Genomic DNA, 25214 nt, shown 5'->3' with positions numbered 1-25214 from the left:
ATGCTAGTCGAGGCTCCCGACATCGTCGGTCGACAGCGCCGAGCGGCGGCGACGCTCGCCCGGCGAGAGCAGGGATGCGCGCTGGATCGCGCCGCGCCCGAAGCGCTCGGCGACCGCGTCGAGCGTCGTCTCGGTCTCGCGCCACGGCTCGTCGTCGTCCCACAGGCCGCGCGCGACCGAACCCGCGGGCAGCAGGTTCTCGGCCCTGACCCCGATGAGGCGGATGCCCGTGCCCGCCGGTCGCGCCTCCGCGAGCAGCGCGCGCGCCTCCCGCGAGAGCCGCTCGGCGACATCGCTCGGCTCGGCGAGGGTGCGCGAGCGCGTGATCGTGCGGAAGTCGCCGAAGCGGATCTTGACCGCGACCGTGCGCGCGACCCATCCTCCGCGCCGGAGCCGCTCGGCGACGCGCGTCGAGAGCCTCAGCAGCTCGCGATCGAGGGCGACCGCGTCGCTCACGTCGCGCTCGAACGTGACCTCGTGCCCGATCGACTTCTCGTCGCGGCCGGGTGTCACGGCTCGGGGATCGCGCCCCCAGGCGAGCTCGTGCAGGCGCACGGCGCCCGACTCGCCGATCGCGGCGCGCAGCGAATCGAGCGGGGTGACGGCGAGATCGCCGATCGTGCGCAGGCCGAGGCGCGCGAGGCGCTCCTCCGTCGAGGCGCCGACGCCCCACAGCGCACTGATCGGCTGGGGGTGGAGGAACGCGAGCGTGTCGGCCTCGGGGACGACGAGGAGGCCGTCGGGCTTCGATCGGCTCGACGCGAGCTTCGCGACGAACTTCGTCGCGGCGGCGCCCACGGAGGCGGTGAGACCCGTCTCGCTCCTGATCCGCTCGCGCAGCGCCGTCGCGATCGCGAAGGGCGGCCCGAAGAGCGGGATGGCCCCGCGCACGTCGAGGAAGGCCTCGTCGATCGACAGCGTCTCGACGATCGGCGTCGCGTCGCCGAGGATGCGCATGACCTCGCGCGAGAAGTGCGTGTAGCGGTCGTAGTGCGGCTCGAGCACGATCGCGTTCGGGCAGCGACGCAGGGCGACCGCCATCGGCATCGCCGAGTTGACGCCGTACCGACGCGCCTCGTAGGTCGCGGCCGTCACGACCGAGCGGGCGCCGCGGTGACCGACGATGACGGGTCTCCCCCGAAGCTCCGGCCGCTCGAGGAGCTCGACCGACGCGAAGAACGCGTCCATGTCGAGGTGCAGGATGCGCGCGCTCGTGTCGGCGGTCGGGGCGGTGGTGACCTGCCGCCCGCTGCCGTCCTGCTTGCTCACGCGGACATCCTGGCACCGACCGCCGACGGCCGCGCACCGCGGGGGCGGACGGCGGGAACGCGAACGGGGGCGGACCGCCGAAGCGATCCGCCCCCGTGAGCGAAAGGTGTCGCGATTACGCGCGACGGCCCTTGCGGCCGACGATCGCGCCGTAGATCAGGAGCACGATGATGGCGCCGCCGATGGCGAGCAGCCAGGTGCTGAGGTCGAAGAACTCCTCGAGGCCGGTGCCGAAGAGCACGCTGCCGAGCCATCCGCCGAGGAGGGCGCCGAGCACGCCGAGGACGAGGGTCATCAGCCAGCCGATGTTCTGCTTGCCGGGGAGGATGAGCTTCGCGATGGCACCGGCGATGAGCCCGAGGAGGAGGAAAGCGAGGAAACCCATGGGATTGTCCTTTCGTTGTGGCGAGAGTCAGTTGCCTCTCAGCCTTCGTTCGAACGACTCGGTGGAATCGCTCGGCCGATAGTCAAGCACACCCCCCGATCGAGGGCCACGAACCTTACAGAATCCTCCCAGCTAGCCAAGCGGAGGCCGCACGCCGGCGGGCGCTCCCCGTGACTTCGTGGAACTCGCGCCGTCTGCCACGATAGGAGCATGTCTCAGCTGCACCCCTGGTCGCGCTACGTCGCGATCGGAGACTCGTTCACGGAGGGCATCGGCGACCCCGAGCCCGAGTCGCCCGGCGGCCACCGCGGATGGGCCGATCGCGTCGCCGAGCAGCTCGCCGAGCGCACCGACGACTTCGCCTACGCCAACCTCGCGGTGCGGGGCCGGCTGCTCCAGCAGATCGCCGATGAGCAGATCGACCCCGCTCTCGCCCTGCGCCCCGACCTCATCTCGATCTCGGCCGGCGGCAACGACATCATCCGCCCCGGCACGGACCCCGACGAGGTCGCCCAACGGTTCGACGACGCGATCGCCCGCCTGCGATCCGACGGCGCGACGGTGCTCATGTTCAACGGGCCCGATATCGGCATGACGCCCGTGCTGCGGCGCGTGCGCGGCAAGGTCGCGATCTACAACGAGAACCTCCGCTACGTCGCGGCGAAGCACGACGCGATCGTCGTCGACATGTGGGCGCTGCGCGAGCTGCGGGACTCCCGCATGTGGCACCCCGACCGGCTGCACTTCTCCGCGCTCGGCCACCACACGATCGCTCGCGCGACGCTCGACGCCCTCGGCATCGATCACGATCTCGAGCCCATGCGCCCCGAGCCGCTTCCCGGCCGCACCTGGCGTCAGGCCCGCACGGAGGACATCGGCTGGGCCCGCGAGTACCTCGTTCCGTGGGTCGTTCGGCGCATCCGCCATCAGTCGTCGGGCGACCTGATCACGGCGAAGCGCCCCGAGGCCGGCCCGCCGAGACGCTGACGGCGCGGGCCGCCGCGGTGGCGCCGTGATCTACTCGGTCAGGATGCCCCACTCGCGCAGCGGCTGCGTGAGTCGCCACCAGAGATCCGGGCCGCCGATCCGTCCGCTCCACTCGAGCGGGACATCGAGCTGCTCGCCTCCGAGCTGCACGATCATGAGCGGATCCGCGGGCGCCCCGCCGCCCGGCGGCAGCGCGGGCGTCGGCACGAACGACTGGCTCGTCGCGTCGCCCCAGACGAGCTCGCGCGCGTCCTCGGCGATGCGCAGCTCGGCCTCGTCGCCCCAGGGCGCGCGCCAGCGGGCCACGACCTCGCCCGCGGTGCCGAGCTCGACCGCGCGGTAGTCGTCGATGACGCTCGTGAGGAGGGCGCGCGTGTCGGCGGCGGCCTGCGCGTGCACGTCGGCGTCGAGCACGACGCCGACGACCTCGACGATCTCGCCCTCGACCTCGGCGCTGCCGGAGAACAGCAGGCAGGCGCCCGCCTCCTCCGTCGTGCCGGTCTTGAGCCCCGTCACCCCGTCGAGACCGAGCGCGGTGTTGCGGTTCTCGAACGCGCCGACGCCGGGCACCTCGATGCGCTGCAGCCCGGTCGAGTCGGCGACGACGGGGTGCGCGACCGCGAGCCGCGCGAGATCGAGCAGCGCGCGCGGGGTCGCGGCGCTCTGCGGCGAGAAGCCCGTCGCGTCGGCGACCTGGAGGCCCTCGAGGTCCTGCCGGTCGATCCAGGCGCCGGCCGCCTCGACGTACGCCTCGACCGAGCCGAAGGCCCACGTCGCGAGCGTGTCGGCGTAGTTGTTGGCCGACCACACGAGCATGAGGTCGATGAGCTGGCGCTGGGTGAGCTGCAGACCCTCGCGCGCGGGGGCGTACGAGCCGTTGCGGGCGATGTACTCCTCATCGAGGCTGCCCGCGGCGGCGTCGAGCGTGATCGTGGGGCCGGCCTCTCCCGTCGCGAGGGGCTTCGCGTCGAGCACGACGAGCGCCGTGACGACCTTCGTGATCGAGGCGATGGGCCGCAGCGTGTCGAGGTCGGTGCCGGCGTAGACGGCGCCGCGCTCATCGAGCGGCCCGACCGCGCTCGCTCCGTACCCCGGCAGCACGACGGTCTCGACGGGGGTCGCGACGCTCGGCCGCTCGATGGCCTCGCCCGCGACGGCGGGCACGGGCGTCATGAGCGCGTAGGTCGAGTACAGTCCGGCCCCGGTCGCGAGAGCGCCGGCGGTGATCCCGGCGACGAGGACGAGGGAACGGCGGCGCACCCGCTCAGTCTACGAAGCGGGGGCGGATGCTCGGCTCAGGCCGAGGCGCGCCAGACGACCTCGGTGTCGAGCACGACTCCCCCGTCGCCGCTCGTGCCGCCCGAGCGGATCTGCTCGAGCACGAGCTCGGCCGCGCGCGCCCCGAGGGACGCGGCCGGCTGGCGCACGGTCGACAGGAGCGGCTGGCTCCGCATCGCCCAGGCGGAGTCGTCGAAGCCCACGACGCCGACGTCCTCCGGCACCCGACGGCCCCGCGCGCGCAGCACGTCGATCGCGCCCGCCGCGACGGCGTCCGACGCCGCGAAGACACCGTCGATCGCGGGGTCGCGCTCGAGCAGCTCGGTCATGCCGGCGACCCCGGCGTCGAAGGTGTAGAACGGCTGGCGCGAGACGAGATCGGCGTCGAAGCGCTCGCCCAGGGCATCCCGGAAGCCGGCGAGGCGATCGCGACCGGAGTCGCGGTCGAGACCCGCGGCGATCATGCCGACGCGGTGGCGGCCGGTCGCGGCGAGCCGCTCGGAGATCTGCTGCGCGGCGCCGCGGTTGTCGATGCCGACCCAGGCCAGTCGCGGCTGGTTGTCGGGCCGGCCGATCATGACGGCGGGCAGGCGAAGCTCGGCGATCGCGCGCGAGATGGGGTCGCCCTCGCGGGCCGAGACGATGATCGCGCCGTCGACGAAGCCTCCGCCGAGGTAGCCGCTCACGCGCTCGGAGTCGCGGTCGGTCTCGATGACGAGGGTCACGAGCTGGTAGTCCGCCGCCGAGAGGGCGCCGTTGGTCCCGAGCAGGATGTTGCCGATGTTGGGGTCGTCGACGAAGACCGAGTGCGGCTCGTGGACGATGAGTGCGATCGCGCCGGAGGACTGGCGGGCGAGGTTGCGGGCGGCCGTGTTTCGCACGTAGCCGACCTTCGCGATCGCCGCCTCGATCGCGGCGCGCGCGCTCTCGGAGACGTACGGCTCACCGTTGAGCACGCGCGAGACGGTGCCCCGCGAGACGCCCGCCTCCGCCGCCACGTCGAAGATCGTGGCGCGCTTGGGGCGCGGGGCGGTGGGGCTCATGGGGGTCAGTGTATCGACGCGCGACACGCCGGAACGGCCACTCGGTCGTTGACACCCGGACGGGGGCGTGCGTAGTCTGTGCACGCTCCCAGAATCTGATCGGGCGATCGTCGCAGGACACTCTGTGCACGCTCCCAGAGGCGGAGCGACAACGACGTCGACCGAAGGAATCCAGGACAGCTCCGTGAGCCTCACTCCCGCCCTCCCCCGCACGGCAGCCGAGCCCCTCGTGCCCGGATGGCCGACGGCGTCGATCACGCTCGGGTGCGACTACAACCCCGAGCAGTGGAGCCCCGAGGTCTGGCGCGAGGACGTCGCGCTCATGCGCGAGCTCGGCGTCGACCTCGTCGCGATCAGCATCTTCGGCTGGGCGCACTTCGAGCCGCGCGACGGTGAGTTCGACTTCAGCGGGCTCGACGCGATCATCGCGCTCCTGCACGAGGCGGGCATCCGCATCAATCTCGGAACGGGAACCTCCTCGCCGCCGCCGTGGCTGTCGCGACTGCACCCCGAGATCCTCCCGCGCGACAGGAACGGCGTCATCGCCTACCCCGGTGGCCGCCAGGCGTGGTGCCCCAGCTCGCCCGTCTTCCGCGAGCGCGCGCTCGCGCTCGTCGAGCGCGTCGCGGATCGCTATGGCGAGCACCCCGCCGTCGCGCTCTGGCACGTCTCGAACGAGCTCGGCTGCCACAACGCGCACTGCTACTGCGACGTCTCGGCCGCCGCCTTCCGCGGGTGGCTCGAGCGCCGGTACGGCTCGATCGAGGCGCTCAACGCCGCGTGGGGCACCGCGTTCTGGAGCCAGCGCTACAGCGAGTGGGCAGACGTCCTCCCGCCACGCACGACCCTGTCGGCGGGCAACCCCGCGCAGCGGCTCGACTTCCAGCGCTTCTCCTCCGACGAGCTGCTCGCCCACTACCGCGCGGAGGCCGAGGTCATCCGCCGCCGCTCGTCGGCGCCCGTGACGACGAACCTCATGGTCACCGATCACATCAGCGCGCTCGACTACTGGAGCTGGGCCGACGACCTCGACGTCATCGCGAACGACCACTACCTCGACCACCGCCTGCCCGACCCGCTCGGCGAGCTCGCGTTCAGCGCCGACCTCACGCGCGGCCTCGCCGCCGGAGCCCCGTGGATGCTCATGGAGACCTCCACGAGCGCCGTCAGCTGGCAGCCCGTCAACCACGCCAAGCGCGAGGGCGAGCTCGCCCGCACCGTGCTCGGCCACGTCGCGCGCGGCGCCGATTCGATCTGCTTCTTCCAGTGGCGCGCCTCGCAGCGCGGCGCCGAGAAGTTCCATTCCGCGCTCCTCCCCCACGCCGGCGCGACGGGGCCCGCCTGGCGGCAGAGCGTCGAGCTCTCCGCCCTGCTCGACCGCCTCTCTCCCGTCGTCGGCCTGCGCGTCGAGGCGCGGGCCGCCATGGTCGTCGGCTGGGAGCCCCGCTGGGCCGCCGAGGTCGACACGCACCCCTCGCAGCTGCTGCAGTACCTCCCCGAGGCCCGTCGCTACCACCGCGCGCTGCGCTCCCTCGGCGTCACGGTCGACATGGTGCGCCCCGGCGACTCCCTCGACGGCTACGACCTCGTCGTCGTGCCGACCCTCTACTCGGTGACGGATGCGGCGGCCGACACGATCGCGCGGGCCGCGGGCTGCGGCGCGACCGTCCTCATCACTCCCTTCAGCGGCCTCGCCGACGAGGACGCCGCGATCCGCCTCGGCGGCCACCCCGGCGCGTTCCGCGACCTGCTCGGCATCGTCGTCGACGAACTGCGCCCGCTCGCCGCCGACGAGACCGTCGTGCTCGACAGCGGCGCGACCGCGACGATCTGGAGCGAGGCGCTGCGCGCCGAGCGGGCCGAGGTGCTCGACCGCTTCGCGAGCGGCCCGGCGGCGGGCTCGCCCGCGCTGACCCGGGCGACTCACGGCTCGGGGGCCGCGTGGTACCTCGCCGCGGTGCTCGACGCCGAGGCCCTGCGCGACGTCATGCGGCGCGCGTGCGCCGAGGCGGGCATCCCCGTCACCGACGTGGGCGACGACGTCGACCTCGTCGTCCGCAGCGGCGACGGGCGCGCGGTGACGATCGTCATCAACCACCGCGACGCCGAGCTGCGGCTCGCCGACCTGCCGCTCCACGGGGTCGACCTCGTCACGGGCGAGAGCGCGTCCGGGCCCGCCGTCGTGCCCGCGGGCGGCATCATCGCCGTGCTGACCGAGAGGAGTCACTCGTGACCGACACCGCCGTGCGCCGACCGCGCACCGTGCGCCACCGGGGGTCGATCGCGATCTTCCTGGCGCCGTTCGGAGCGCTCTTCGCGCTCTTCTACGTCATCCCCATCGGGTACGCCGTCTACCAGTCGATGCTCGTCGTCGAGCGCGAGGCACCTTCGGGCCCGCGGTGCAGGTCTTCGGCGGGTTCACGCAGTACGTCGCGGTCTTCGAGAACGAGGCCTTCTGGTCGTCGATCGGGCGCGTGCTGCTGTTCGGCGCCGTCCAGGTGCCGATCATGCTCGGGATCGCGCTGATCCTCGCCCTGCTCCTCGACTCGCCGCTCGTGCGCGGCTCGAAGTTCTTCCGGCTCGCGTTCTTCGCGCCCTACGCCGTGCCGAGCGTCATCGCCGCGATCATGTGGGGCTTCCTCTACTCGCCCAACCTCTCGCCGTTCACGGGCGTGACGCAGAGCGTCGACTTCCTCTCCGCCGGCAACGTGCTGTGGTCGATCGCGAACGTCGTGACGTGGGTCTACGTCGGCTACAACATGCTCATCATCTACTCGGCGCTCCTGGCGATCCCGAGCGAGATCTACGAGGCCGCGCGCCTCGACGGCGCGAGCCAGCTGCGCATCGCGTGGTCGATCAAGATCCCGCTCGTCGTGCCCGCGCTCGTGCTGACCGGGATCTTCTCGATCATCGGCACGCTCCAGCTGCTCGCCGAGCCGCAGGTGTTCCAGTCGTTCACGTCGGCCGTCACGAGCACCTTCACCCCGAACCTCACCATCTACTCCACCGCATCGGTGCCGAACATCAGCCTCGCGGCCGCCATGAGCGTCGTGCTCGCGCTCGCGACGTTCGTGCTCTCGTTCACGGTGCTCAAGCTCACGCAGCGGAGGACGGCGGCATGACCGCGACATCCCCTCGCCCGGCGAAGACCGAGAAGGCCCGCCGCGTCGGGCGCGACACCGCGCACAGCGGCATCCGCGAGAGCGCCGCCTCGCGCACGATCGCGATGGCCGTGATGATCGTCGCGACGCTGTACTTCCTCACGCCGATCTGGTGGCTCCTCGTCGCCTCGAGCAAGACGCGCTCCGACTTCACGACGACCGCGCCCCTGTGGTTCGCCGATTTCGCGCTGTTCGACAACATCGCCGCGCTCTTCGACTACCGCAACGCGGTCTTCCTCCGCTGGCTCGGCAACAGCGCCCTCTACGCGGGAGTCGGCGCTCTCCTCGCGACGATCATCGCGGCGATGGCCGGCTACGCGATCGCGAAGTACAGCTTCCGCGGCCGCGAGCTGCTGTTCAACATCATCCTCGGCGGCGTGCTCGTCCCGGCCACCGCGCTCGCGCTCCCGCTGTTCCTGCTCTTCAGCCAGGTCGGCGCGACCAACACGATCTGGGCGGTCTTCCTGCCGAGCCTCGTGAGCCCCTTCGGCGTGTACCTCTCGCGCATCTACGCGGCGGCGAGCGTGCCCGACGAGATCGTCGAGGCCGCCCGCATCGACGGCGCAGGCGAGGTGCGCACCTTCTTCACGGTCGCCACGCGCCTCATGGCCCCCGCGCTCGTGACGATCTTCCTGTTCCAGTTCGTCGCGATCTGGAACAACTTCTTCCTGCCCCTCATCATGCTCCGCGACGAGAGCCTCTTCCCCGTCACGCTCGGCCTCTACGTCTGGAACACGCAGGTCAGCCAGATCCCCGACATCCGCGCCCTCGTGATCGTCGGCTCGCTCCTGTCGATCATCCCGCTCATCCTCACCTTCCTGGGTCTGCAGCGCTTCTGGCAGTCCGGGCTCGCGAGCGGCGGGCTCAAGTGACCCCGGCCCCCTAGGCCTCCCCCGACTCCCGATCCCAGCCGATCGGGCGCACCACCCGCACCACCCGAACCACCCGAACCACCACCAAGAGAAAGGACCATCGCATGGCGATCACCACCGTCGCACGCGCCGGAGCCATGGCGGCTCTCGCAGCGCTCGCGCTCACCGCCTGCTCGACCGGGGGCACCGACGCCCCCGGAGCCGCCGGAGGCGACTGCGCCCCCTCCGACGGACCCGTCGAGCTCACGTTCACCAGCTGGCTGCCCGGCATCGACGAGGCCGTCGCGATCTGGAACGACGAGAACCCCGACGTCCAGGTCACCGTCCAGACCGGCCCGAACGGCAACGGCGGCACCTACCAGAACTTCTTCAACCAGCTCGAGGCCGGCAACGCCCCCGACCTCGGTCAGATCGAGTTCGACGCGCTCCCCAACTTCCGCGTCCAGGACGGCCTCGAGAACATCGCGGCCTGCGAGGGCATCGTCGAGGCCGAGAGCCAGTTCGTCGACTGGACCTGGAGCCAGGTCACCTTCGGCGAGGAGGACGCGGTCTACGCGATCCCGCAGGACACCGGCCCCATGGCGTTGTTCTACCGCGCCGACCTCTTCGAGGCCGCCGGCATCGAGATCCCCGAGACCTGGGAGGACTACCGCGCCGCGGCCGCCCAGATCCGCGAGGAGGGCGGGTACATCAACAACTTCTCGCAGAGCGACATCAACGCCTTCGCCGGCCTCGTCTGGCAGACCGGCGGCGAGTGGTTCACCAACGACGGCGACGCCTGGGAGGTCTCGCTGACCGGTGACGAGTCGCTCCAGGTGGCCGAGTACTGGCAGGGCATGATCGAGGACGACCTCGTCGCGAAGTACCCGCCGTGGACGGACGAGTGGAACGCCGCGTACAACTCGAGCGAGATCTGGACCTGGCTCTCCGCGGTCTGGGGCGCCAACACGATCCTCAGCGGCGCGCCCGACACGGCCGGCAACTGGGCCGTCGCGCCCATGCCGCAGTGGGAGGCCGGCGAGTCGGCCGCGGGCAACTGGGGCGGCTCGACCACCGCGGTGCTCAAGGGCTCCGACCACCCGTACGAGGCGGCGCAGTTCGCGCTGTGGCTCAACACCGACGCCGACGCTCTGACCGCGATGAACCGCACCGCGCAGATCTACCCGGCGACCGTCGAGGGTGCGGACCTCCCCGTCTTCTCCGAGGGCGTGGAGTTCTACGGCGGCCAGAAGATCTACGAGGTCTTCGCCGCCGCCGGCGCCGAGGTCGACCCCGACTTCACGTGGGGCCCGACCATGACGCAGGTCTACAACGACGTCGCTGACGGCTTCTCCGGCGCCCTCTCGGGCAGCGGTACGCTCATGGACGCTCTGGAGTCCGGCCAGGCCTCCACGATCTCCGCCCTCGAGGCGGCGTCGATCCCCGTCAAGGAGTAACCATCTCCCTGCACCACCTCCGCGCCGCGGGTGTCAGCCTCGTGCTCGACGCCCGCGGCGCGGCCGTGCCCGCCGTCCGCTACTGGGGCCCCGACCTCGGCCCGCTCGACGAGCCCGACCTCGCGCTCGTCGCCGCCGATCCCGCGGTCGCCCCGAGCTCGCCCGACCGCCCGCTCGTCCCCTCCGTCCTCCCCACGCCCGCGGAGGGCTGGACGGGACTCCCCGGCATCGAGGCCCATCGGGTCGGGATGCCCGCCTCGCGCTCCCCGCTCGTGCTCAGCACGACGGCCGTGCACCGCTCCGCCGACGCCGGGCTCGTCGTCTCGCTGCGCGCGCACGACGACCGCGGCCCCCTCCTCGACCTCGACTGGAGCATCGAGCTCACCGGCGAGGGCATCGCCGAGGTCGCCGTCTCCGCGACCGCCGCGGGCGAGCATCCCGTCGCGATCGCGCGCCTCGCCGCACGTCTGCCGGTGCCCGCCCGCGCCCGCGACCTCCTCGACTTCTCCGGGCTGTGGGCCGGCGAGCGGCGCCCGCAGCGCGGCCCCGTCCGCGACGGCGTCCACGTGCGCGAGCAGCGCCAGGGCCGCCCGGGCCACGACGCCCCGTTCCTCACGATCGCCGGCACGCCCGGCTTCGGCTTCGCCGCCGGCGAGGTGTGGGCCATGCACCACGCCTGGAGCGGCGACAGCCGCATCGCCCTCGAGTCGCTCGCGACCGGCCACCGGCACCTGCACGCCGAGGAGCTCCTGCAGCCCGGCGAGGTCGTCCTGGCCCCGGGCGAGCGCCACGACGCCCCGGTCGCGCTCTTCGCGTTCTCCGGCACGGGGCTCGACGGGCTCTCCGACCGATTCCACCCGTACGTGCGGCGCCTGTCGCCTCCCACGCACCGCCCCGTCGTGCTCAACACGTGGGAGGCCGTCTACTTCGACCAGTCGCTCGACGCGCTCTCGCCGCTCGTCGACGCCGCCGCCGATCTCGGCGTCGAGCGGTTCGTCCTCGACGACGGCTGGTTCGCGGGCCGCACCGACGACCGCCGCGCGCTCGGCGACTGGGTCGTCGACCCCGAGCGGTGGCCCGAGGGCCTGCACCCGCTCGTCGATCGCGTCGAGAGCCGCGGGATGGAGTTCGGCCTGTGGGTCGAGCCCGAGATGGTGAGCCCCGAGTCGCGGCTCGCGCACGAGCATCCCGACTGGCTCCTCGCCTCCTCCGACGGCGCCGTCCCGCCGACGTGGCGCTGGCAGCACGCGCTCGACCTCGCGAACCCCGAGGTGCGCAGCCACCTGCTGGGAGCGCTCGACGCCCTTCTGACGGAGTACCCGATCCGCTTCCTCAAGTGGGATCACAACCGCGCCCTCATGGCCGGCGGCTCGGCCGCGCAGACGCGCGCGCTCTACGCGCTGCTCGACGAGCTTCGCGCCCGCCACCCCGAGCTCGCGATCGAGTCGTGCGCCTCGGGCGGCGGCCGCGTCGACCTCGGCATCGCGCGCCGCACCCACCGGTTCTGGACGAGCGACACGAACGACGCCCTCGAGCGGCAGAGCATCCAGCGCTGGACGAGTCTTCTCGTGCCGCTCGAGCTCCTCGGCGGCCACGTCGGCGCGCCGCGCGCCCACATCACGGGCCGCACGCACGACCTCTCGCTACGGCTCGCGACCGCGTTGTTCGGCCACGCCGGCATCGAGTGGGATGTCACGCGCGCGACGGACGACGAGCGCGCCCTCCTGCGCGACTGGGTCGCGACCGTCCGCCGCTTCCGCCCGCTCGTGCACGCCGGTCGCACCGTCCGCGTCGACCCCGACGACGACGCCGCACGGCTCGTCCACGGCGTCGTCGCGCTCGACCGCGCCGAAGCGCTCTTCAGCCTCGCGACGCTCGCCTCCTCGCCCGTCGCGGTGCCGGCGCCGCTGCGGCTGCCCGGACTCGACCCCGATCGCCGCTATCGCGTCGCGGTCGTCCCGCTCGGCGGCGCTCCGCGCGTGCTGCAGGATGCCCCGCCCGCGTGGTTCGTCGAGGGCGAGCTCGTCGCCCACGGCCGCGTGCTCGCCGAGGCGGGCATCCCGGTGCCTCTGCTGGCTCCGGAGCAGGCGCTCGTGCTGCACGCGATCGCCGTCGACTGAGCGGTCGGCGCCGACCCTGCCCGGGCGGCGGGGCTCCTCAGCCCTGCAGCGCGTAGAGCGCGACCGCGCTCGCGGCCGCGACGTTGAGCGAGTCGACGCCGTGCGCCATCGGGATCGTCACGACGACGTCGGCCGCCGCGAGCGCCTGCCGCGAGAGCCCGTCGCCCTCCGCGCCGACGAGCATGGCGACGCGCTCGGGAGCGGTCGCGGCGAAGTCGCGCAGCGAGACTGCGTCGTCCGCGAGGGCGAGCGCGGCGATCGTGAACCCCGCCTCGTGGAGGATCGGCGCGGCCTCGTCCCACTCCGGCAGCCGCGTCCACGGCACCTGCAGCACCGTTCCCATCGACACGCGCACGCTGCGGCGGTAGAGCGGGTCGGCGCAGCGCGGCGTGACGAGCACGGCGTCCGCCCCGAGGCCCGCGACCGAGCGGAAGATCGCCCCGACGTTGGTGTGGTCGACGACGTCCTCGACGATGACGACGCGCCGGGCATCCGCCAGCAGGGCACGGGGGTCGAGCGGCGCGGGCCGATGCATGCTCGCGAGGGCGCCGCGATGCAGGTGGAAGCCGGTGAGCTCCTCGAGGGCTGGCGTCGCCCCGACGTACACGGGGACGTCGCGATCGCCCAGCAGGGCCTCGACGTCGGGCAGCCACCTCTCGCTCGTGAGCACCGAGCGCGGCTCGTGGCCGGCGCGCAGCGCCCGCCCGATGACCGTGAGCGACTCGGCGAGGTACAGCCCGCCCTCGGGCTCGGTCAGGCGACGCAGCGCGACGTCCGTGAGGCGCGCGTAGTCGGCGAGGTCCGGATGCTCCAGGCCCTCGATCCGCACGATCCGCATCGAGATCCCCGCCTTCCGATCGCGGCGTTCGCCGAGGGCGCTCCCCGGTCGCACAGCCTCCGGAAACATATCCGAAACCCGGCGCGTTTACTCTGCGAGAGACCCCGCAGGGAGGCACCATGGCGCACTCGTCGGCCCCGGCTCAGCCGCTGCCGCTCGGCGATGCCGCTCGCGCGAGCCTCGACGAGGCGATCGCGCTGCTCGCGGGCCGCCGCATCGCCGTCCTCACCGGAGCCGGGATCAGCACCGACTCGGGCATCCCCGACTACCGCGGGGCCGGCGCCCCCGTGCGCACGCCCATGACCTTCAGCCAGTTCCTCGCCGACGAGCCCTACCGCAAGCGCTACTGGGCGGGCAGCCACCTCGGCTGGAGCCGCTTCGCCTCCGCGCGCCCCAACGACGGCCACCGCGCCCTCGCCGAGCTCGAGGATCACGGCCGCATCGCGGGCGTCGTCACGCAGAACGTCGACGGTCTGCACGTGCGCGCCGGCAGCCGCCGCGTCGTCGACCTGCACGGCTCGATGGATCGCGTCGTGTGCCTGCACTGCGGCCAGGCCTTCGCGCGCGACTCGATCGCCGACCGCATCACGGCCCTGAACCCGTGGCTCGACGTCGACGCCGAGCACCGCGTGAACCCCGACGGCGACGCCGAGGTCGACGACGTGTCGCGCTTCGCCATCCCCGAGTGCACCGTGTGCGGCGGGACCCTCAAGCCCGACATCGTCTTCTTCGGCGAGTTCGTCCCTCCCGTGAAGTTCGAGGAGGCCCGCGGCATCGTCGCCCGCGCCGACGCCCTGCTCGTCCTCGGCTCCTCGCTCGTCGTGAACTCGGGCGTGCGGCTCGTGGGGCTCGCCGCGAAGCGCCGCATCCCGACGATCATCGTCAACCGGGGAGAGACGAAGGCCGACGCGCGCGCCGCCGTTAAGATCGACGCGGGCACCACCGAGACGCTCGCGGCCCTCCGCGACGCCCTCATCGCCGACTAGCGCTCCCGCCGCCGTCCGCCCCGGTCGCCCGCCCCGATCCGGAAAGGCCACCATGACCGCGTTCGCCCTCGTCCGCCACGGCGAGACCGACTGGAATCGCGCGCGTCGCATCCAGGGCTCGACCGACATCCCGCTCAACGACACGGGCCGCGCGCAGGCGGCCGCGACCGGCCAGCTGCTGCGCGGCCGCCAGTGGTCCCGCATCATCGCCTCGCCGCTCGGTCGCGCCGCCGAGACCGCCGCGATCATCGCCGAGGCGATCGGGATGCCCGGCCCGGAGCTCGACGCGGCCTTCGTCGAGCGCAACTACGGCGACGCCGAGGGCCTGACGGGCGCCGAGCTCGACGCCCGCTACCCCGAGGGCGCCGAGGTCCCCGGCCGTGAGACGCGGGAGGCCGTCGCGGAGCGCGTCGTCGCGGCCCTTCATCGCCTCGCCGCCGAGCACCCGGGCGAGTCGATCGTCGTGGTCGCGCACGGCGGGGTGATCCGCAGCGTGCTCGAGGCGGTCGTGCCCGGCCGGCACCGCGAGCCCATCACGAACGGGTCGGTGCACTCGTTCCTGCACGCCGACGGCGATCTCGCCCTCTCGCGCTTCGACGACCCGATCGACGAGCAGTCGATCTTCGGGCTCGCCGAGGACTTCGAGGAGCAGAACCCCCTCGCCCGTCGCGAAGAGGGTCGCGAGGCGGCCCGCTGATGGCGACGGGCGCCGAGCGCTTCGCCGCGGCGACCGCCGACCTGGGGCTGCGCCCGGTGCGGATGCCCGACTCGACCCACACGGCGGCCGCGGCCGCGGCGGCGGTCGGCTGCGAAGTCGGCGCGATCGTCAAGTCGCTCGTCTTCGTCGCGCTCGACGGCGACGAGCGCACGCCTCTGCTCGCGCTCGTCGCGGGCGACCGCCGCGCCGACCTCGATCTGCTCGCCGAGGCCGTCGGTCTGCCGGTCGAGAAGGCGGATGCGAAGCTCGTCAAGGCCGCGACGGGCTACTCGATCGGCGGCGTGCCCCCGATCGGGCATCCGAGCCCCGTGCGCACGATCGTCGATGACAGCCTGCTCCGCTTCGACGAGGTGTGGGCGGCGGCGGGCGACGCGCAGAGCGTCTTCCCCGCCGACCCGGAGCGCCTCGTCGAGTGGGCGGGCGGCCGCGTCGCCCGCATCGCGACCCCCGGCTGAGTCCGCTCGCCTCCGCCGCGGCGGGTGCGAGCAGGCGTACAGTGCGGCCATGCCCTCCCGCCGCCTGCTCGCCGCGATCATCGCGGTCGCCGTCGCGACGATCATCGCCGTGGTCGTCCTGCTCGTCGTCGCCGCTCCCCCGGCCGAGGCGCCCGGGTCGGATCTGGGCGGTCCGGGGCTGCCCGTCCAGGCGCCGGGCGAGACCTACACGGGTGAGCCCGTCGCTCTCGAGGCGGCGCTCGTCGTCGGCTCGGAGGGCTGCTTCCGCCTCGACACGGCCGACGGCGAACGGTTCGTGATCTGGCCGCGCGGGTTCACGACGGGCGGTGACGCGGTCGTCGACGCCGACGGCGAGGTGATCCCCGACGGTGCGACGGTCGCGGCCGAGGGCGTCGAGATGGCCTACGACGCGCTCCTCGCGATCGAGGGTCCCGACGGCTACTGGGCGAACGTCGCCGGCTTCTGCATCGGCGACGACGAGACGGTCCTGGTCCTCGACGCGGCGCAGCTCCTCGACTGAACCTCCGATGACCGCACGCCGTCTCGCCGTCCTTCGATAAGTGCGGACGAGCCGAAACGACCTCATGCGTTCCGCACTTATCGAAGCGCCGCCCATCAGGGCACCGCCCGCGTCGAGCGCGCACTGCGCCCGTCGCGGAGCGCTGCGGCGCGTGCGCCGCGCGCTGCGCTCAGCGCCGCGGCGCCGCCGCGAGCTCGCGCAGCAGGTCGAGCAGGATGCCCGCGCTGCGCGACCAGTCGAACCGCGCCGCCTGCGCGTACCCGGCCCGCGATCGCGCCTCCCACTCCCCCGGAGCGAGAAGCTCGCGCACCCGCTGCGCGAACCTGGCGGCGTCGTCGGGGGCCGCGTACAGCGCCGCCGACCCCCCGATCTCGCGGAAGATGGCCGTGTCGGCGACGACGACGGGCGTGCCGCGCCCCATCGCCTCGACGAGCGGGATGCCGAAGCCCTCCTCGCGGGAGGCGTGCACGAGGGCCGTGGCCCCGTCGAGGATGGACGCGTACTCCTCGTCGGTGACCCCGTCGTAGACCACGAGCGCGCCGGAGGGTGCGAGCTCTTCGAGCCGCGCGCGATCCTCGCCGCGGATGCGGCTGAGCAGGTGCAGGCGCGCTCCCGGCAGCTCGTGCAGCGCCCGGCACAGCGTCTCGACGTTCTTGTACGGCATGAACGAGCCCATGTAGACGAGCTCGACGCCCTCGGGGCGCTCGCGCTCGCGCGGAGCGGGCAGATCGGTCGCGTTCGGCACGACGACGACGCGCCGCGAGGTCAGACGGTGCGTCTCGATGAGGGCGCGCGTCGTCTCGCTCACGGTGACCACGGCATCCGCGCGATTCAGCAGGAGCCGCTGCGGCCACCAGGCGAGGTGGTAGAGCCGCCACAGGCCCCGCACGGGCGCCGGCAGGTCGCGCGGCGGCGTCGGGTGCGCGTAGTAGATGAGGTCGTGCAGCGTGAGGGCGAGCGGGTATCGGCGCCCGATCGTGCCCATCGTCTGCATGGGGCTGAAGACGACGTCGGGCCGGATGCGGTTGACCTGGCTCGCGACCCACGGCTCGCGCGCGCTCGTCGGCGCGCTCACGCGATGCACGGCGGGCACAGGCGGCAGCATCTCGAGCTGCCGGTCGTCGTGGATGATCGCGACGAGCTCGTCGTCGGGACCGAGGAGGGGCAGCAGGTGCTCGACGAGGCTCGCGGTGAACCGGCTGATGCCGTCGTGCCGGCCGATGCGCACGTAGCGGCAGTCGATCGCGATTCTCATGCGCGCGGCCCCGCGCCGGCCCCGCTCACGCGAGGAACTCGCGGATCGCGCGCGCCGCCGCCGCCGGCGCCTCGTAGTGCACGAGGTGGCCGACATCGGGCACGACGACGAGCCGCGCGTCGGGGAAGAGCCGGACGAGACGGTGCTGCGCCTCGAGGGGCGTGATGTCGTCCTGCTCGGCGGCGATGAGCAGCGTCGGCACCGTCACCTCGGCCGCGAAGTCGGAGACGTCGTTCGAGACCGACGCCCGGAACGCCTCGAGCAGGCTGTCGCGCTCCGCGAAGCCCGAGAAGTAGCGGTCGTGCTCCTCGTGGATCCACCGACGCAGGCTCGTCTCGCGCGTCTTCGCCATCGACGCGCTCATGATGCGCGTGATGGCGCGGCTGCGGAGGAGCGCGAAGCCCGCGCGCTCGGGCAGCATCGCGCCGAGCCTGTAGAACGCGACCGCGCCGCGGGTGAGGATGCCCCGGGGCCCTGCGAGGGCGGGCTGGCCGATGGGGTTGATGAGCACCGATCGCGGCGCGGGCACGCCCGCCGCGAGCGCCCCCGCCACGACGATCGAGCCGAAGCTGTGGCCGAGGAGCACCGCCGTGCCGCGCACGCCCAGGGCAGTGAGCAGGGCGTCGAGCCACTCGGCGTACCCCCCGATGTCGTGCTCGCGGTCGGGCAGCGGGGCCGACGCGCCGAACCCCGGCAGATCCGGAGCGATGATGCGCAGGTCGGGCAGGTGCGCGATGACGGGCTCGAGGCCGTGGTGATCGCCTCGGAAGCCGTGCACCACGACGAGCGTGCGCGGGGCATCCGCCGGGCCGTACTCGGCGACGTGCGTGCGCGCTCCGAGGATCGTCAGGTCGCGATCGCGACGCGGGATCGCGCTCAGGGCGGCGGCGTAGGGAGAGGGCGCGGGCATCCCGCACAGTCTAGGTCGGGGCGCCCGCGCGAGCGTCGGCGGCACCCGGTCTACAGTGGAACGCGATCGCGTGCGCGCGACGCCAGCCCCCTCTCCCCTCCGTCGCCGAGGAGCCTCGTGAACTTCACCGCACCCATCACCCTGCCCGGACTCGCGCTCGACCCGCAGTGGTATCGGCGCAGCGTCTTCTACGAGGTCATGGTGCGGTCGTTCATGGACTCCAACGGCGACGGCACGGGCGACCTCGGCGGTCTCATCGGCAAGCTCGACTACCTGCAGTGGCTCGGCATCGACGCCCTGTGGCTGCCGCCGTTCTTCCAGAGCCCGCTGCGCGACGGCGGCTACGACGTGAGCGACTACACCGCGATCCTGCCCGAGTTCGGCACGATCGAGGAGTTCCGCGAGCTCGTCACGAAGGCGCACGAGCGGAACATGCGCATCGTCATCGACCTCGTCGTCAACCACACCTCCGACCAGCACCCCTGGTTCCAGGCGTCGCGGGAGGACCCGGACGGGCCGTACGGCGACTTCTACGTCTGGAGCGACACCGACGAGAAGTACGAGAACGTGCGAGTCATCTTCGTCGACACGGAGGAGTCGAACTGGGCGTTCGACCCCGTGCGCCGGCAGTTCTACTGGCACCGCTTCTTCTCGCACCAGCCCGACCTCAACTTCGAGAACCCGGCCGTGCACGAGGCCCTCTTCGACGTCGTGCGCTTCTGGCTCGACCTCGGCGTCGACGGCTTCCGCCTCGATGCGATCCCGTACCTCTACGAGACCGACGAGGGCAACGGCGAGGGTGAGCCCGCGACGCATGAGTTCATCGCCAAGATGCGCGCGATGGTCGACAAGGAGTACCCGGGCCGCGTTCTCATCGCCGAGGCGAACCAGTGGCCGCACGAGGTCGTCGAGTTCTTCGGCTCGGAGGAGGCGCCGGAGTGCCACATGGCCTTCGACTTCCCCGTCATGCCGCGCATCTTCTACGCGCTGCGCTCGCAGCAGGCGACCGAGCTGCAGCGTCAGCTGAGCGAGGAGATCAACGCGCCCGACGGCGCCGCGTGGGGCGTGTTCCTCCGCAACCACGACGAGCTCACGCTCGAGATGGTGAGCGAGGAGTACCGGCAGGCGATGTACGGCTGGTACGCCTACGACCCGCGCATGCGCGCCAACATCGGCATCCGTCGCCGCCTCGCGCCGCTGCTCGACAACTCGCGCGCCGAGCTCGAGCTCGCGCACGCGCTGCTGTTCTCGCTCCCTGGCAGCCCGTTCCTCTACTACGGCGACGAGATCGGCATGGGCGACAACATCTGGCTGCCGGATCGCGACAGCTCGCGCACGCCCATGCAGTGGACGCCGGACCGCAACGCGGGCTTCTCGCACGCTGACCCCGGCAAGCTCTACCTGCCGGTCGTGCAGTCGCTCGTGTACCACTACAACCAGATCAACGTGGAGAGCCAGCTCGCGCAGTCGCGCTCGCTCCTGCACTGGATCCGCAACGTCATCCACGTCCGGAAGGCCCACCCGACCTTCGGACTCGGGTCGATCCGCATCCTGCCGACCAACCACGAGTCGGTGCTCGCGTTCGTGCGCGAGTACGCCGGGAGCGGCACGCACCTCGGCGACGCGCCCGAGCGCATCCTGTGCGTGTTCTCGTTCGCCCACAACCCGGTCGCCGCGACGATCGACATGTCGGGCTTCGAGGGTGCGCCGCTGTGGGATCTCTTCGGCGGCGCCGACTTCCCCTCGGTCGACGAGAACGGTCACGTGACGCTCACGATGGCGACGCAGAGCTTCTACTGGCTGCACGTCGGCGATCGCGACCCGCACCCGCACCACGGCGGCGGAGGCTTCGGCGTCGGTGCTCACGCCTAGGCTCGCGGCATGAACCAGCCGGGTGCAGGCCACTGGAGCGATCGCCTCGCCGTCTTCGACCTCGAAACGACGGGCGTCGACGTCACGACGTCGCGCATCGTCACCGCCCACATCGGCGTGATCGGCCCCGACGGCGAGCAGCTCGAGTCGTGGTCGTGGCTCGCTGATCCTGGCGTGGAGATTCCGGCCGGGGCGACCGCCGTGCACGGCATCACGACCGAGCGCGCCCGCGCGGAGGGCCGGCCCGCGCGTGAGGTCGTCGCCGAGATCGTGGATGCCCTGCGCGCGCTCCTCGCCCGCCCCCTGCCGCTCGTGGTCTACAACGCGGCCTACGATCTGAGCCTGCTCGAGCACGAGGCCCGACGCCACGGCGTGGAGCCGCTCGCCTCCCCCGCCCCCGTGGTCGACCCGCTCGTGATCGACAAGGCCGTCGATCGCTACCGCCGCGGCAAGCGCACGCTCGAGGCCGCGGCCGCGCACTATGGCGTCGTGCTCACGGGCGCCCACGATGCGGCGGCCGACGCGATCGCCGCGGGCCGGGTCGCGCAGGCCCTCGCCCGGAAGCACCTCGACGCCCTGCCGGAGGACCTCGCGGCGCTCCACGGCGCGCAGGTGTCGTGGCACGACCAGCAGTGCGACTCGTTCGAGGACTACATGCGTCGCGAGCGCGACCACCGCTTCACGGCCGACCGCGGCTGGCCCGTCCGCTCCTGACCGACCGATCGCGCACGGGGCGCCGAGCATCCGCGCACGAGAAAGGGCCCCGTCCGAGGACGGGGCCCTTCGTCGTTGGTGCTGCGGCTTACTTGCCGAAGTTCTTGAAGCGCTGGTTGAACTTCTCGACGCGACCGGCCGAGTCCATGATGCGCTGCTTGCCCGTGTAGAACGGGTGCGAGGCCGACGAGATCTCGACGTCGATGACGGGGTACTCCACGCCGTCGAGCTCGATCGTCTTGTCGCTCGACACGGTCGAGCGCGTGAGGAAGGTCTCACCCGACGCGAGGTCGCGGAACACGATCGCCTTGTACTCGGGGTGGATGTCAGTCTTCATGAACGGTTCCTTGGATTCTCTGTTCAGCGGGGTGCCCCCGCTGCGGGCAGGTTGATGGGCAGGCGAAGGGCGAACCTTCGAGGCCGACTCTCAAGACTAGCAGAGCGCGGCCCGGAGCTCGGGTCGGGTCAGGCGCCGCGCGCCGCGTACCGGTCGCCCTCGCGGCTGACCTGGAGCGGAATCCCGAAGGCCTCCGTGAGGTGCTCGGCCGTGATGACCTCGTCGATCGGCCCGGCCGCGGAGACGCGGCCCTCCGCGAGGAGCAGCGCGTGGGTGAAGCCGGCCGGGATCTCCTCGACGTGGTGGGTGACCATGACCATCGCCGGCGAGTCGGGCGAGCTCGCGAAGCTGCCGAGCAGGAGGACGAGCTCCTCGCGCGCGCCGAGGTCGAGGCTCGCGGCCGGCTCGTCGAGGAGGAGCAGCTCGGGGTCGGTCATGATCGAGCGCGCGATCTGCACGCGCTTCTGCTCGCCGTCGCTCAGGCTGCCGAACCGGCGGTCGGCGAAGCGCTCGAGGTGCCACTCGCGCAGCACGCGGCGGGCGCGGCGCTCGTCGACGTCCTCGTACTCCTCGTTCCAGCGACCCGTGACGGAGTGCGCGGCGGTCATGACGACGTCGAGCACGCGCTCGTCGGCGGGCACGCGCCGCGCCATCGCGGTCGAGGCGAAGCCGATGCGCGGGCGCAGCGAGGCGAGGTCGGAGTGGCCGATCTCCTCCTCGAGCACCGTGACGCGACCGCTCGTCGGGTGCAGGTTCGCCGCGGCGAGCTGGAGGAGCGTGGTCTTGCCGGCGCCGTTCGGGCCGAGGACGACCCAGCGATCGGTGTCCTCGACGTTCCAGCGGATGCCATCGAGGATGGCGGCGCCATCGCGGCTGAGGGAGACATCGTCGAACTCGAGAACGCTGGCCATGATGCGTCCAGCTTAGACGAGCAGGCTCGCGTAGAGCGCGCGTGTCCGTTCCGCGATCGCCCCCCACGCGAAGTGCTCCTCCGCGCGGGCGCGGCCCGCGCGGCCCATGGCCGCGGCGTGCTCCGGGTCGCTCACGACCTCGCCGAGGACGGTCGCGAGATCGGCGACGAACGTCGCCGGATCGACGGGGATCCCGGTGCCGTCCTGCACCTGCTCGATCGGAACGAGGCGACCGGTCTCGCCGTCGGCGACGACCTCCGGGATTCCTCCCGTCGCGGTGCCGACGACGGCGACGCCGCACGCCATGGCCTCGAGGTTGACGATGCCGAGGGGCTCGTAGACGCTCGGGCACACGAACGTCGTGGCGTGCGACAGGACGGCCGCGAGCTCGCGCTGCGAGAGCATCCGCTCGATCCAGACGACGCCCGTGCGCTCCGCCTGGAGCGCGGCGACGCCGTTCTGCACCTCCCGCAGGATCTCCGGCGTGTCGGGCGCGCCCGCGCACAGCACGAGCTGGACGTCCTTCGGCAGCGACCGCACGGCCTCGAGCAGGTACGGCAGGCCCTTCTGGCGCGTGATGCGGCCGACGAAGACGATCGTCGGGCGGTCGGGGTCGATGCCGAGGGTGCGGACGAACTCGTGGTCGATCGTCCGCTGCCAGCCGTCGAGGTCGATGCCGTTGTGGATGACGCCGACCTTCTGCTCGTCCAGCTGCGGGTAGCAGCGCAGGATGTCGCGACGCATGCCGTCGCTCACGGCGATCACGGCATCCGCCGTCTCGAACGCCTCGCGCTCGATCCAGCTGGAGATCCGGTAGCCGCCGCCGAGCTGCTCGGCCTTCCACGGCCGCAGCGGCTCGAGGCTGTGGGCGGTGACGACGTGCGGGATCCCGTGCAGCATCTGCGCGAGCTGCCCGGCCGCGTTCGCGTACCAGGTGTGCGAGTGCACGATGTCGGCGCCGTCGACGTCGTCGGCGATCGCGAGGTCGACGCCGAGCGTCGCGAGGGCGGGATTCGCCGAGGAGAGGGCGCCGGGCACGAGGTAGGCGTGCGTGTCGGCCTCGTTGCGCGGCGCGCCGAAGCAGCGGACGCGGACATCCAGAGCATCGTGCCGGAGCGCGCGCACGAGCTCCGCGACGTGGACTCCCGCCCCTCCGTAGACCTCGGGCGGATACTCACGGGAGATGACGTCGACGCGCATGGTGATGACGCTAGTACAGCGCCTGTGCGTCGCCTACTGTGGGGGCATGGCGACCCCCAAGGTGTTCGGAATCGTGCTCGCTGGCGGCGAGGGGAAGCGGCTCATGCCGCTCACGGCAGACAGGGCGAAGCCCGCCGTGCCCTTCGCGGGGGGCTACCGCCTCATTGACTTCGCGCTGTCGAACCTCATCAACTCGGGGCTGCGCCAGATCGTCGTCCTCACGCAGTACAAGAGCCACTCGCTCGACCGGCACGTGTCGCAGACGTGGCGGCTGAGCGGCATGCTCAACGCCTACGTCGCCTCTGTTCCGGCGCAGCAGCGCCTCGGCAAGCGCTGGTTCTCCGGCAGCGCCGACGCGATCTTCCAGAGCCTCAACCTGATCCGCGACGAGAAGCCCGACATCGTCGTCGTGGTGGGCGCGGACCACGTCTACCGCATGGACTTCACGCAGATGATCGATGCGCACATCGCCTCCGGTGCGGGCGTCACGGTCGCCGGCATCCGCCAGCCGATCGAGCTCGCCGACCAGTTCGGCATCATCGAGACCGACCCCGCGAACCCCTCGCGCATCGCCGCCTTCCACGAGAAGCCGAAGGAGGCGGTCGGCCTCGCCGACGCCCCCGACCAGGTGCTCGCCTCGATGGGCAACTACGTTTTCGACGCCGACGTGCTCATGGACGCCGTGACGCGCGACGCCGAGCTCGACAACTCCGCGCACGACATGGGCGGCGACATCGTCCCCGACTTCGTGAACCGCGGCGAGGCGTTCGTCTACGACCTCAACCACAACGACGTGCCGGGCGCGACCGAGCGCGACCGCTTCTATTGGCGCGACGTGGGCACGATCGAGTCGTTCTTCGACGCCCACCAGGACCTCATCGCCGCCCTCCCCGTCTTCAACCTCTACAACACAGACTGGCCGATCTACACGCAGCAGCTCAACATGCCGCCGGCGAAGTTCGTGCGCGACGGCGCGGGCTCGACCGGGCATGTTATCGACTCGATCGTGTCGCTCGGCTCGGTGCTTTCGGGCGCCCGGATCGAGCGCAGCGTGCTCGGCACCTGGGTCACGGTCGAGTCGGCCGAGGTCACCGATTCCGTCATCTTCGAGCGCACGACGATCGGCGCGGGCGCCATCGTCCGGCGGGCTATTCTCGACAAGGAGGTCGTGGTCTCCCCCGGCGCGCAGGTCGGCGTCGACCACGCCGCCGACCGAGCCCGCGGCTTCACGGTCACCGACACCGGCATCACGGTCGTCGGGAAGGGCATCCGCATCGAGTGATCGGGCGCGTGCGCCCCCGACGAGGAGTGCCCGCCCCATGACCCGCTTCCTCGTCGTCCTTGACGTCGACTCCACGCTCATCGAGGAGGAGGCCATCGAGCTCCTCGCCGACGAGGCAGGGTCGGGACCCGCGGTCGCCGCCATCACCGACCGAGCGATGGCCGGCGAGCTCGATTTCGCCGCCTCGCTCGCCGAGCGGGTCGCGACGCTCGCAGGCCTCGATGACGGATGCTGCGCCCGCGTCGGCGCCCGCATCACTCTCACGACCGGAGCCCGCGAGCTCGTCGAGGCCGTCCACGCCGCCGGCGGGGCCGTCGGCGTCGTGTCCGGCGGGTTCCACGAGCTGCTCGACCCGATCGCCGCCGAGCTCGGGCTCGATCACCACCGCGCCAACCGGCTCGAGGTCGTCGAGGGCCGCTTCACGGGCCGCACGCTCGGCCCCGTGATCGACGCCGAGGCCAAGGCGATCGCTCTCCGCGAGTGGGCCGCCGGGCTCGGCGTGCCGATCGCCCGCACCGTCGCGATCGGCGACGGCGCGAACGATCTGCGCATGCTCGAGGCCGCGGGGCTCGGCGTCGCGTTCGCCGCGAAGCCCATCGTGCGCGAGCGCGCCGACGTGAGCATCGCGCGCCGCGACCTGCGGGATGCGCTCCCGCTGCTCGGCC

Annotated in this window: 23 protein-coding genes and 1 pseudogene; 14 read left to right on the top strand and 10 right to left on the bottom strand. The window is 72.3% G+C overall.

Features of this window, described 5'->3' with window-relative positions; translation table 11 throughout:
* Nucleotides 1-3 precede the first annotated feature (3 nt).
* A complete protein-coding gene (gene dinB / locus Q7T15_RS11390; protein ID WP_304696373.1) occupies nt 4-1269 on the bottom strand; it encodes a DNA polymerase IV in 1266 nt (421 codons plus the stop codon).
* Nucleotides 1270-1384: 115 nt separating this feature from the next.
* The gene (locus tag Q7T15_RS11385; protein ID WP_304696371.1) at nt 1385-1654 is read right to left on the bottom strand and encodes a GlsB/YeaQ/YmgE family stress response membrane protein; all 270 of its coding nucleotides are present in this window, start codon (nt 1652-1654) and stop codon (nt 1385-1387) included.
* A 210-nt stretch (nt 1655-1864) separates the two neighbouring features.
* Between Q7T15_RS11385 and Q7T15_RS11380 the strand changes: the two genes are divergently transcribed.
* Nucleotides 1865-2641 (top strand): SGNH/GDSL hydrolase family protein, encoded by a 777-nt coding sequence (locus Q7T15_RS11380; RefSeq protein ID WP_304696368.1) that lies wholly within the window; start codon nt 1865-1867, stop codon nt 2639-2641.
* Nucleotides 2642-2671: 30 nt separating this feature from the next.
* Here Q7T15_RS11380 and Q7T15_RS11375 read toward each other — a convergent pair whose 3' ends face one another.
* Nucleotides 2672-3901, bottom strand: a complete 1230-nt coding sequence (locus tag Q7T15_RS11375; RefSeq protein ID WP_304696366.1) for a D-alanyl-D-alanine carboxypeptidase family protein — start codon at nt 3899-3901, stop codon at nt 2672-2674.
* A 35-nt stretch (nt 3902-3936) separates the two neighbouring features.
* A complete protein-coding gene (locus tag Q7T15_RS11370; RefSeq protein WP_304696364.1) occupies nt 3937-4962 on the bottom strand; it encodes a LacI family DNA-binding transcriptional regulator in 1026 nt (341 codons plus the stop codon).
* 184 nt (nt 4963-5146) lie between these two features.
* On the opposite strand from Q7T15_RS11370, the gene Q7T15_RS11365 reads away from it, so the two are divergent.
* The 5 genes and pseudogenes from Q7T15_RS11365 to Q7T15_RS11345 all read left to right on the top strand — a co-directional run bounded on the left by Q7T15_RS11365 (nt 5147) and on the right by Q7T15_RS11345 (nt 12551).
* Nucleotides 5147-7195, top strand: a complete 2049-nt coding sequence (locus tag Q7T15_RS11365) for a beta-galactosidase (RefSeq protein ID WP_304696362.1) — start codon at nt 5147-5149, stop codon at nt 7193-7195.
* Nucleotides 7192-8084 (top strand): annotated as a pseudogene (locus tag Q7T15_RS11360) (carbohydrate ABC transporter permease). The gene Q7T15_RS11365 and the pseudogene Q7T15_RS11360 overlap by 4 nt, the downstream one beginning before the upstream one ends.
* Nucleotides 8081-8995, top strand: a complete 915-nt coding sequence (locus Q7T15_RS11355) for a carbohydrate ABC transporter permease (RefSeq protein WP_370689149.1) — start codon at nt 8081-8083, stop codon at nt 8993-8995. The pseudogene Q7T15_RS11360 and the gene Q7T15_RS11355 overlap by 4 nt, the downstream one beginning before the upstream one ends.
* A 104-nt stretch (nt 8996-9099) precedes the next feature.
* The gene (locus Q7T15_RS11350; RefSeq protein WP_304696360.1) at nt 9100-10431 is read left to right on the top strand and encodes an ABC transporter substrate-binding protein; all 1332 of its coding nucleotides are present in this window, start codon (nt 9100-9102) and stop codon (nt 10429-10431) included.
* Between the two features lie 41 nt (nt 10432-10472).
* Nucleotides 10473-12551, top strand: coding sequence for an alpha-galactosidase (locus Q7T15_RS11345; protein ID WP_304696358.1), 2079 nt, complete (start codon nt 10473-10475; stop codon nt 12549-12551).
* 37 nt (nt 12552-12588) lie between these two features.
* Here the strand turns inward: Q7T15_RS11345 and Q7T15_RS11340 are convergent, their stop codons facing one another.
* Entirely contained in the window at nt 12589-13389 is an 801-nt protein-coding gene (locus tag Q7T15_RS11340) for an RNA methyltransferase (protein WP_304696356.1), read from the bottom strand.
* Between the two features lie 119 nt (nt 13390-13508).
* On the opposite strand from Q7T15_RS11340, the gene Q7T15_RS11335 reads away from it, so the two are divergent.
* Genes Q7T15_RS11335 through Q7T15_RS11320 form a run of 4 tightly spaced genes read left to right on the top strand, consistent with a single transcriptional unit; the run spans nt 13509 to nt 16068 of the window.
* Complete coding sequence (locus Q7T15_RS11335; protein ID WP_304696354.1) at nt 13509-14375, top strand: Sir2 family NAD-dependent protein deacetylase; 867 nt, start codon at nt 13509-13511, stop codon at nt 14373-14375.
* Between the two features lie 52 nt (nt 14376-14427).
* A complete protein-coding gene (locus Q7T15_RS11330; RefSeq protein WP_304696352.1) occupies nt 14428-15072 on the top strand; it encodes a histidine phosphatase family protein in 645 nt (214 codons plus the stop codon).
* Nucleotides 15072-15548, top strand: a complete 477-nt coding sequence (locus Q7T15_RS11325; RefSeq protein ID WP_304696350.1) for a YbaK/EbsC family protein — start codon at nt 15072-15074, stop codon at nt 15546-15548. Before Q7T15_RS11330 ends, Q7T15_RS11325 begins: the two co-directional genes overlap by 1 nt.
* Before the next feature lie 49 nt (nt 15549-15597).
* Nucleotides 15598-16068 (top strand): hypothetical protein, encoded by a 471-nt coding sequence (locus Q7T15_RS11320; RefSeq protein WP_304696348.1) that lies wholly within the window; start codon nt 15598-15600, stop codon nt 16066-16068.
* Between the two features lie 169 nt (nt 16069-16237).
* Here Q7T15_RS11320 and Q7T15_RS11315 read toward each other — a convergent pair whose 3' ends face one another.
* Together Q7T15_RS11315 and Q7T15_RS11310 are read right to left on the bottom strand one after the other, a co-directional pair.
* Nucleotides 16238-17323, bottom strand: coding sequence for a glycosyltransferase family 1 protein (locus Q7T15_RS11315; RefSeq protein ID WP_304696346.1), 1086 nt, complete (start codon nt 17321-17323; stop codon nt 16238-16240).
* Between the two features lie 25 nt (nt 17324-17348).
* Nucleotides 17349-18233 (bottom strand): alpha/beta fold hydrolase, encoded by an 885-nt coding sequence (locus Q7T15_RS11310; protein ID WP_304696345.1) that lies wholly within the window; start codon nt 18231-18233, stop codon nt 17349-17351.
* Between the two features lie 117 nt (nt 18234-18350).
* Between Q7T15_RS11310 and treS the strand changes: the two genes are divergently transcribed.
* Together treS and Q7T15_RS11300 are read left to right on the top strand one after the other, a co-directional pair.
* On the top strand, nt 18351-20105 hold the full coding sequence (gene treS / locus Q7T15_RS11305; RefSeq protein ID WP_304696343.1) for a maltose alpha-D-glucosyltransferase: 1755 nt from the start codon (nt 18351-18353) through the stop codon (nt 20103-20105).
* A 9-nt stretch (nt 20106-20114) separates the two neighbouring features.
* The gene (locus Q7T15_RS11300) at nt 20115-20819 is read left to right on the top strand and encodes an exonuclease domain-containing protein (protein ID WP_304696342.1); all 705 of its coding nucleotides are present in this window, start codon (nt 20115-20117) and stop codon (nt 20817-20819) included.
* A gap of 88 nt (nt 20820-20907) precedes the next feature.
* On the opposite strand, the gene Q7T15_RS11295 is transcribed toward Q7T15_RS11300, so the two are convergent.
* From Q7T15_RS11295 to glgA, 3 genes are all read right to left on the bottom strand, one after another.
* Nucleotides 20908-21156 (bottom strand): type B 50S ribosomal protein L31, encoded by a 249-nt coding sequence (locus Q7T15_RS11295; protein WP_055861338.1) that lies wholly within the window; start codon nt 21154-21156, stop codon nt 20908-20910.
* A gap of 128 nt (nt 21157-21284) precedes the next feature.
* Nucleotides 21285-22067, bottom strand: coding sequence for an ABC transporter ATP-binding protein (locus Q7T15_RS11290; RefSeq protein ID WP_304696338.1), 783 nt, complete (start codon nt 22065-22067; stop codon nt 21285-21287).
* 12 nt (nt 22068-22079) lie between these two features.
* Nucleotides 22080-23267 carry a glycogen synthase gene (gene glgA / locus Q7T15_RS11285; RefSeq protein ID WP_304696336.1) on the bottom strand — a complete coding sequence of 396 codons (1188 nt, stop codon included), beginning with the start codon at nt 23265-23267 and terminating at the stop codon, nt 22080-22082.
* A 46-nt stretch (nt 23268-23313) separates the two neighbouring features.
* Between glgA and glgC the strand changes: the two genes are divergently transcribed.
* Nucleotides 23314-24549: a glucose-1-phosphate adenylyltransferase gene (gene glgC, locus Q7T15_RS11280; RefSeq protein ID WP_304696387.1), complete on the top strand. Its 1236-nt coding sequence runs from the start codon at nt 23314-23316 to the stop codon at nt 24547-24549.
* A gap of 37 nt (nt 24550-24586) precedes the next feature.
* A partial coding sequence (gene serB / locus Q7T15_RS11275; RefSeq protein WP_304696335.1) for a phosphoserine phosphatase SerB occupies nt 24587-25214 on the top strand: 628 nt, incomplete at its 3' end.

Source organism: Microcella sp., from assembly GCF_030645145.1.
In the GTDB taxonomy this organism is placed as follows: domain Bacteria; phylum Actinomycetota; class Actinomycetes; order Actinomycetales; family Microbacteriaceae; genus Microcella.
This window is presented reverse-complemented; position numbering and strand designations above follow the sequence as displayed.

What these genes read in the sequence shown, in the direction of transcription:
- Q7T15_RS11290 (WP_304696338.1), bottom strand. Translation starts at nt 22,067, where the DNA reads ATGGCCAGCGTTCTCGAGTTCGACGATGTCTCCCTCAGCCGCGATGGC.
- Q7T15_RS11350 (WP_304696360.1), top strand. Translation starts at nt 9,100, where the DNA reads ATGGCGATCACCACCGTCGCACGCGCCGGAGCCATGGCGGCTCTCGCA.
- Q7T15_RS11385 (WP_304696371.1), bottom strand. Translation starts at nt 1,654, where the DNA reads ATGGGTTTCCTCGCTTTCCTCCTCCTCGGGCTCATCGCCGGTGCCATC.
- Q7T15_RS11325 (WP_304696350.1), top strand. Translation starts at nt 15,072, where the DNA reads ATGGCGACGGGCGCCGAGCGCTTCGCCGCGGCGACCGCCGACCTGGGG.
- Q7T15_RS11335 (WP_304696354.1), top strand. Translation starts at nt 13,509, where the DNA reads ATGGCGCACTCGTCGGCCCCGGCTCAGCCGCTGCCGCTCGGCGATGCC.
- Q7T15_RS11295 (WP_055861338.1), bottom strand. Translation starts at nt 21,156, where the DNA reads ATGAAGACTGACATCCACCCCGAGTACAAGGCGATCGTGTTCCGCGAC.
- Q7T15_RS11310 (WP_304696345.1), bottom strand. Translation starts at nt 18,233, where the DNA reads ATGCCCGCGCCCTCTCCCTACGCCGCCGCCCTGAGCGCGATCCCGCGT.
- Q7T15_RS11330 (WP_304696352.1), top strand. Translation starts at nt 14,428, where the DNA reads ATGACCGCGTTCGCCCTCGTCCGCCACGGCGAGACCGACTGGAATCGC.
- Q7T15_RS11370 (WP_304696364.1), bottom strand. Translation starts at nt 4,962, where the DNA reads ATGAGCCCCACCGCCCCGCGCCCCAAGCGCGCCACGATCTTCGACGTG.
- Q7T15_RS11300 (WP_304696342.1), top strand. Translation starts at nt 20,115, where the DNA reads ATGAACCAGCCGGGTGCAGGCCACTGGAGCGATCGCCTCGCCGTCTTC.
- Q7T15_RS11320 (WP_304696348.1), top strand. Translation starts at nt 15,598, where the DNA reads ATGCCCTCCCGCCGCCTGCTCGCCGCGATCATCGCGGTCGCCGTCGCG.
- Q7T15_RS11355 (WP_370689149.1), top strand. Translation starts at nt 8,081, where the DNA reads ATGACCGCGACATCCCCTCGCCCGGCGAAGACCGAGAAGGCCCGCCGC.
- Q7T15_RS11380 (WP_304696368.1), top strand. Translation starts at nt 1,865, where the DNA reads ATGTCTCAGCTGCACCCCTGGTCGCGCTACGTCGCGATCGGAGACTCG.
- Q7T15_RS11340 (WP_304696356.1), bottom strand. Translation starts at nt 13,389, where the DNA reads ATGCGGATCGTGCGGATCGAGGGCCTGGAGCATCCGGACCTCGCCGAC.
- glgC (WP_304696387.1), top strand. Translation starts at nt 23,314, where the DNA reads ATGGCGACCCCCAAGGTGTTCGGAATCGTGCTCGCTGGCGGCGAGGGG.
- glgA (WP_304696336.1), bottom strand. Translation starts at nt 23,267, where the DNA reads ATGCGCGTCGACGTCATCTCCCGTGAGTATCCGCCCGAGGTCTACGGA.
- Q7T15_RS11315 (WP_304696346.1), bottom strand. Translation starts at nt 17,323, where the DNA reads ATGAGAATCGCGATCGACTGCCGCTACGTGCGCATCGGCCGGCACGAC.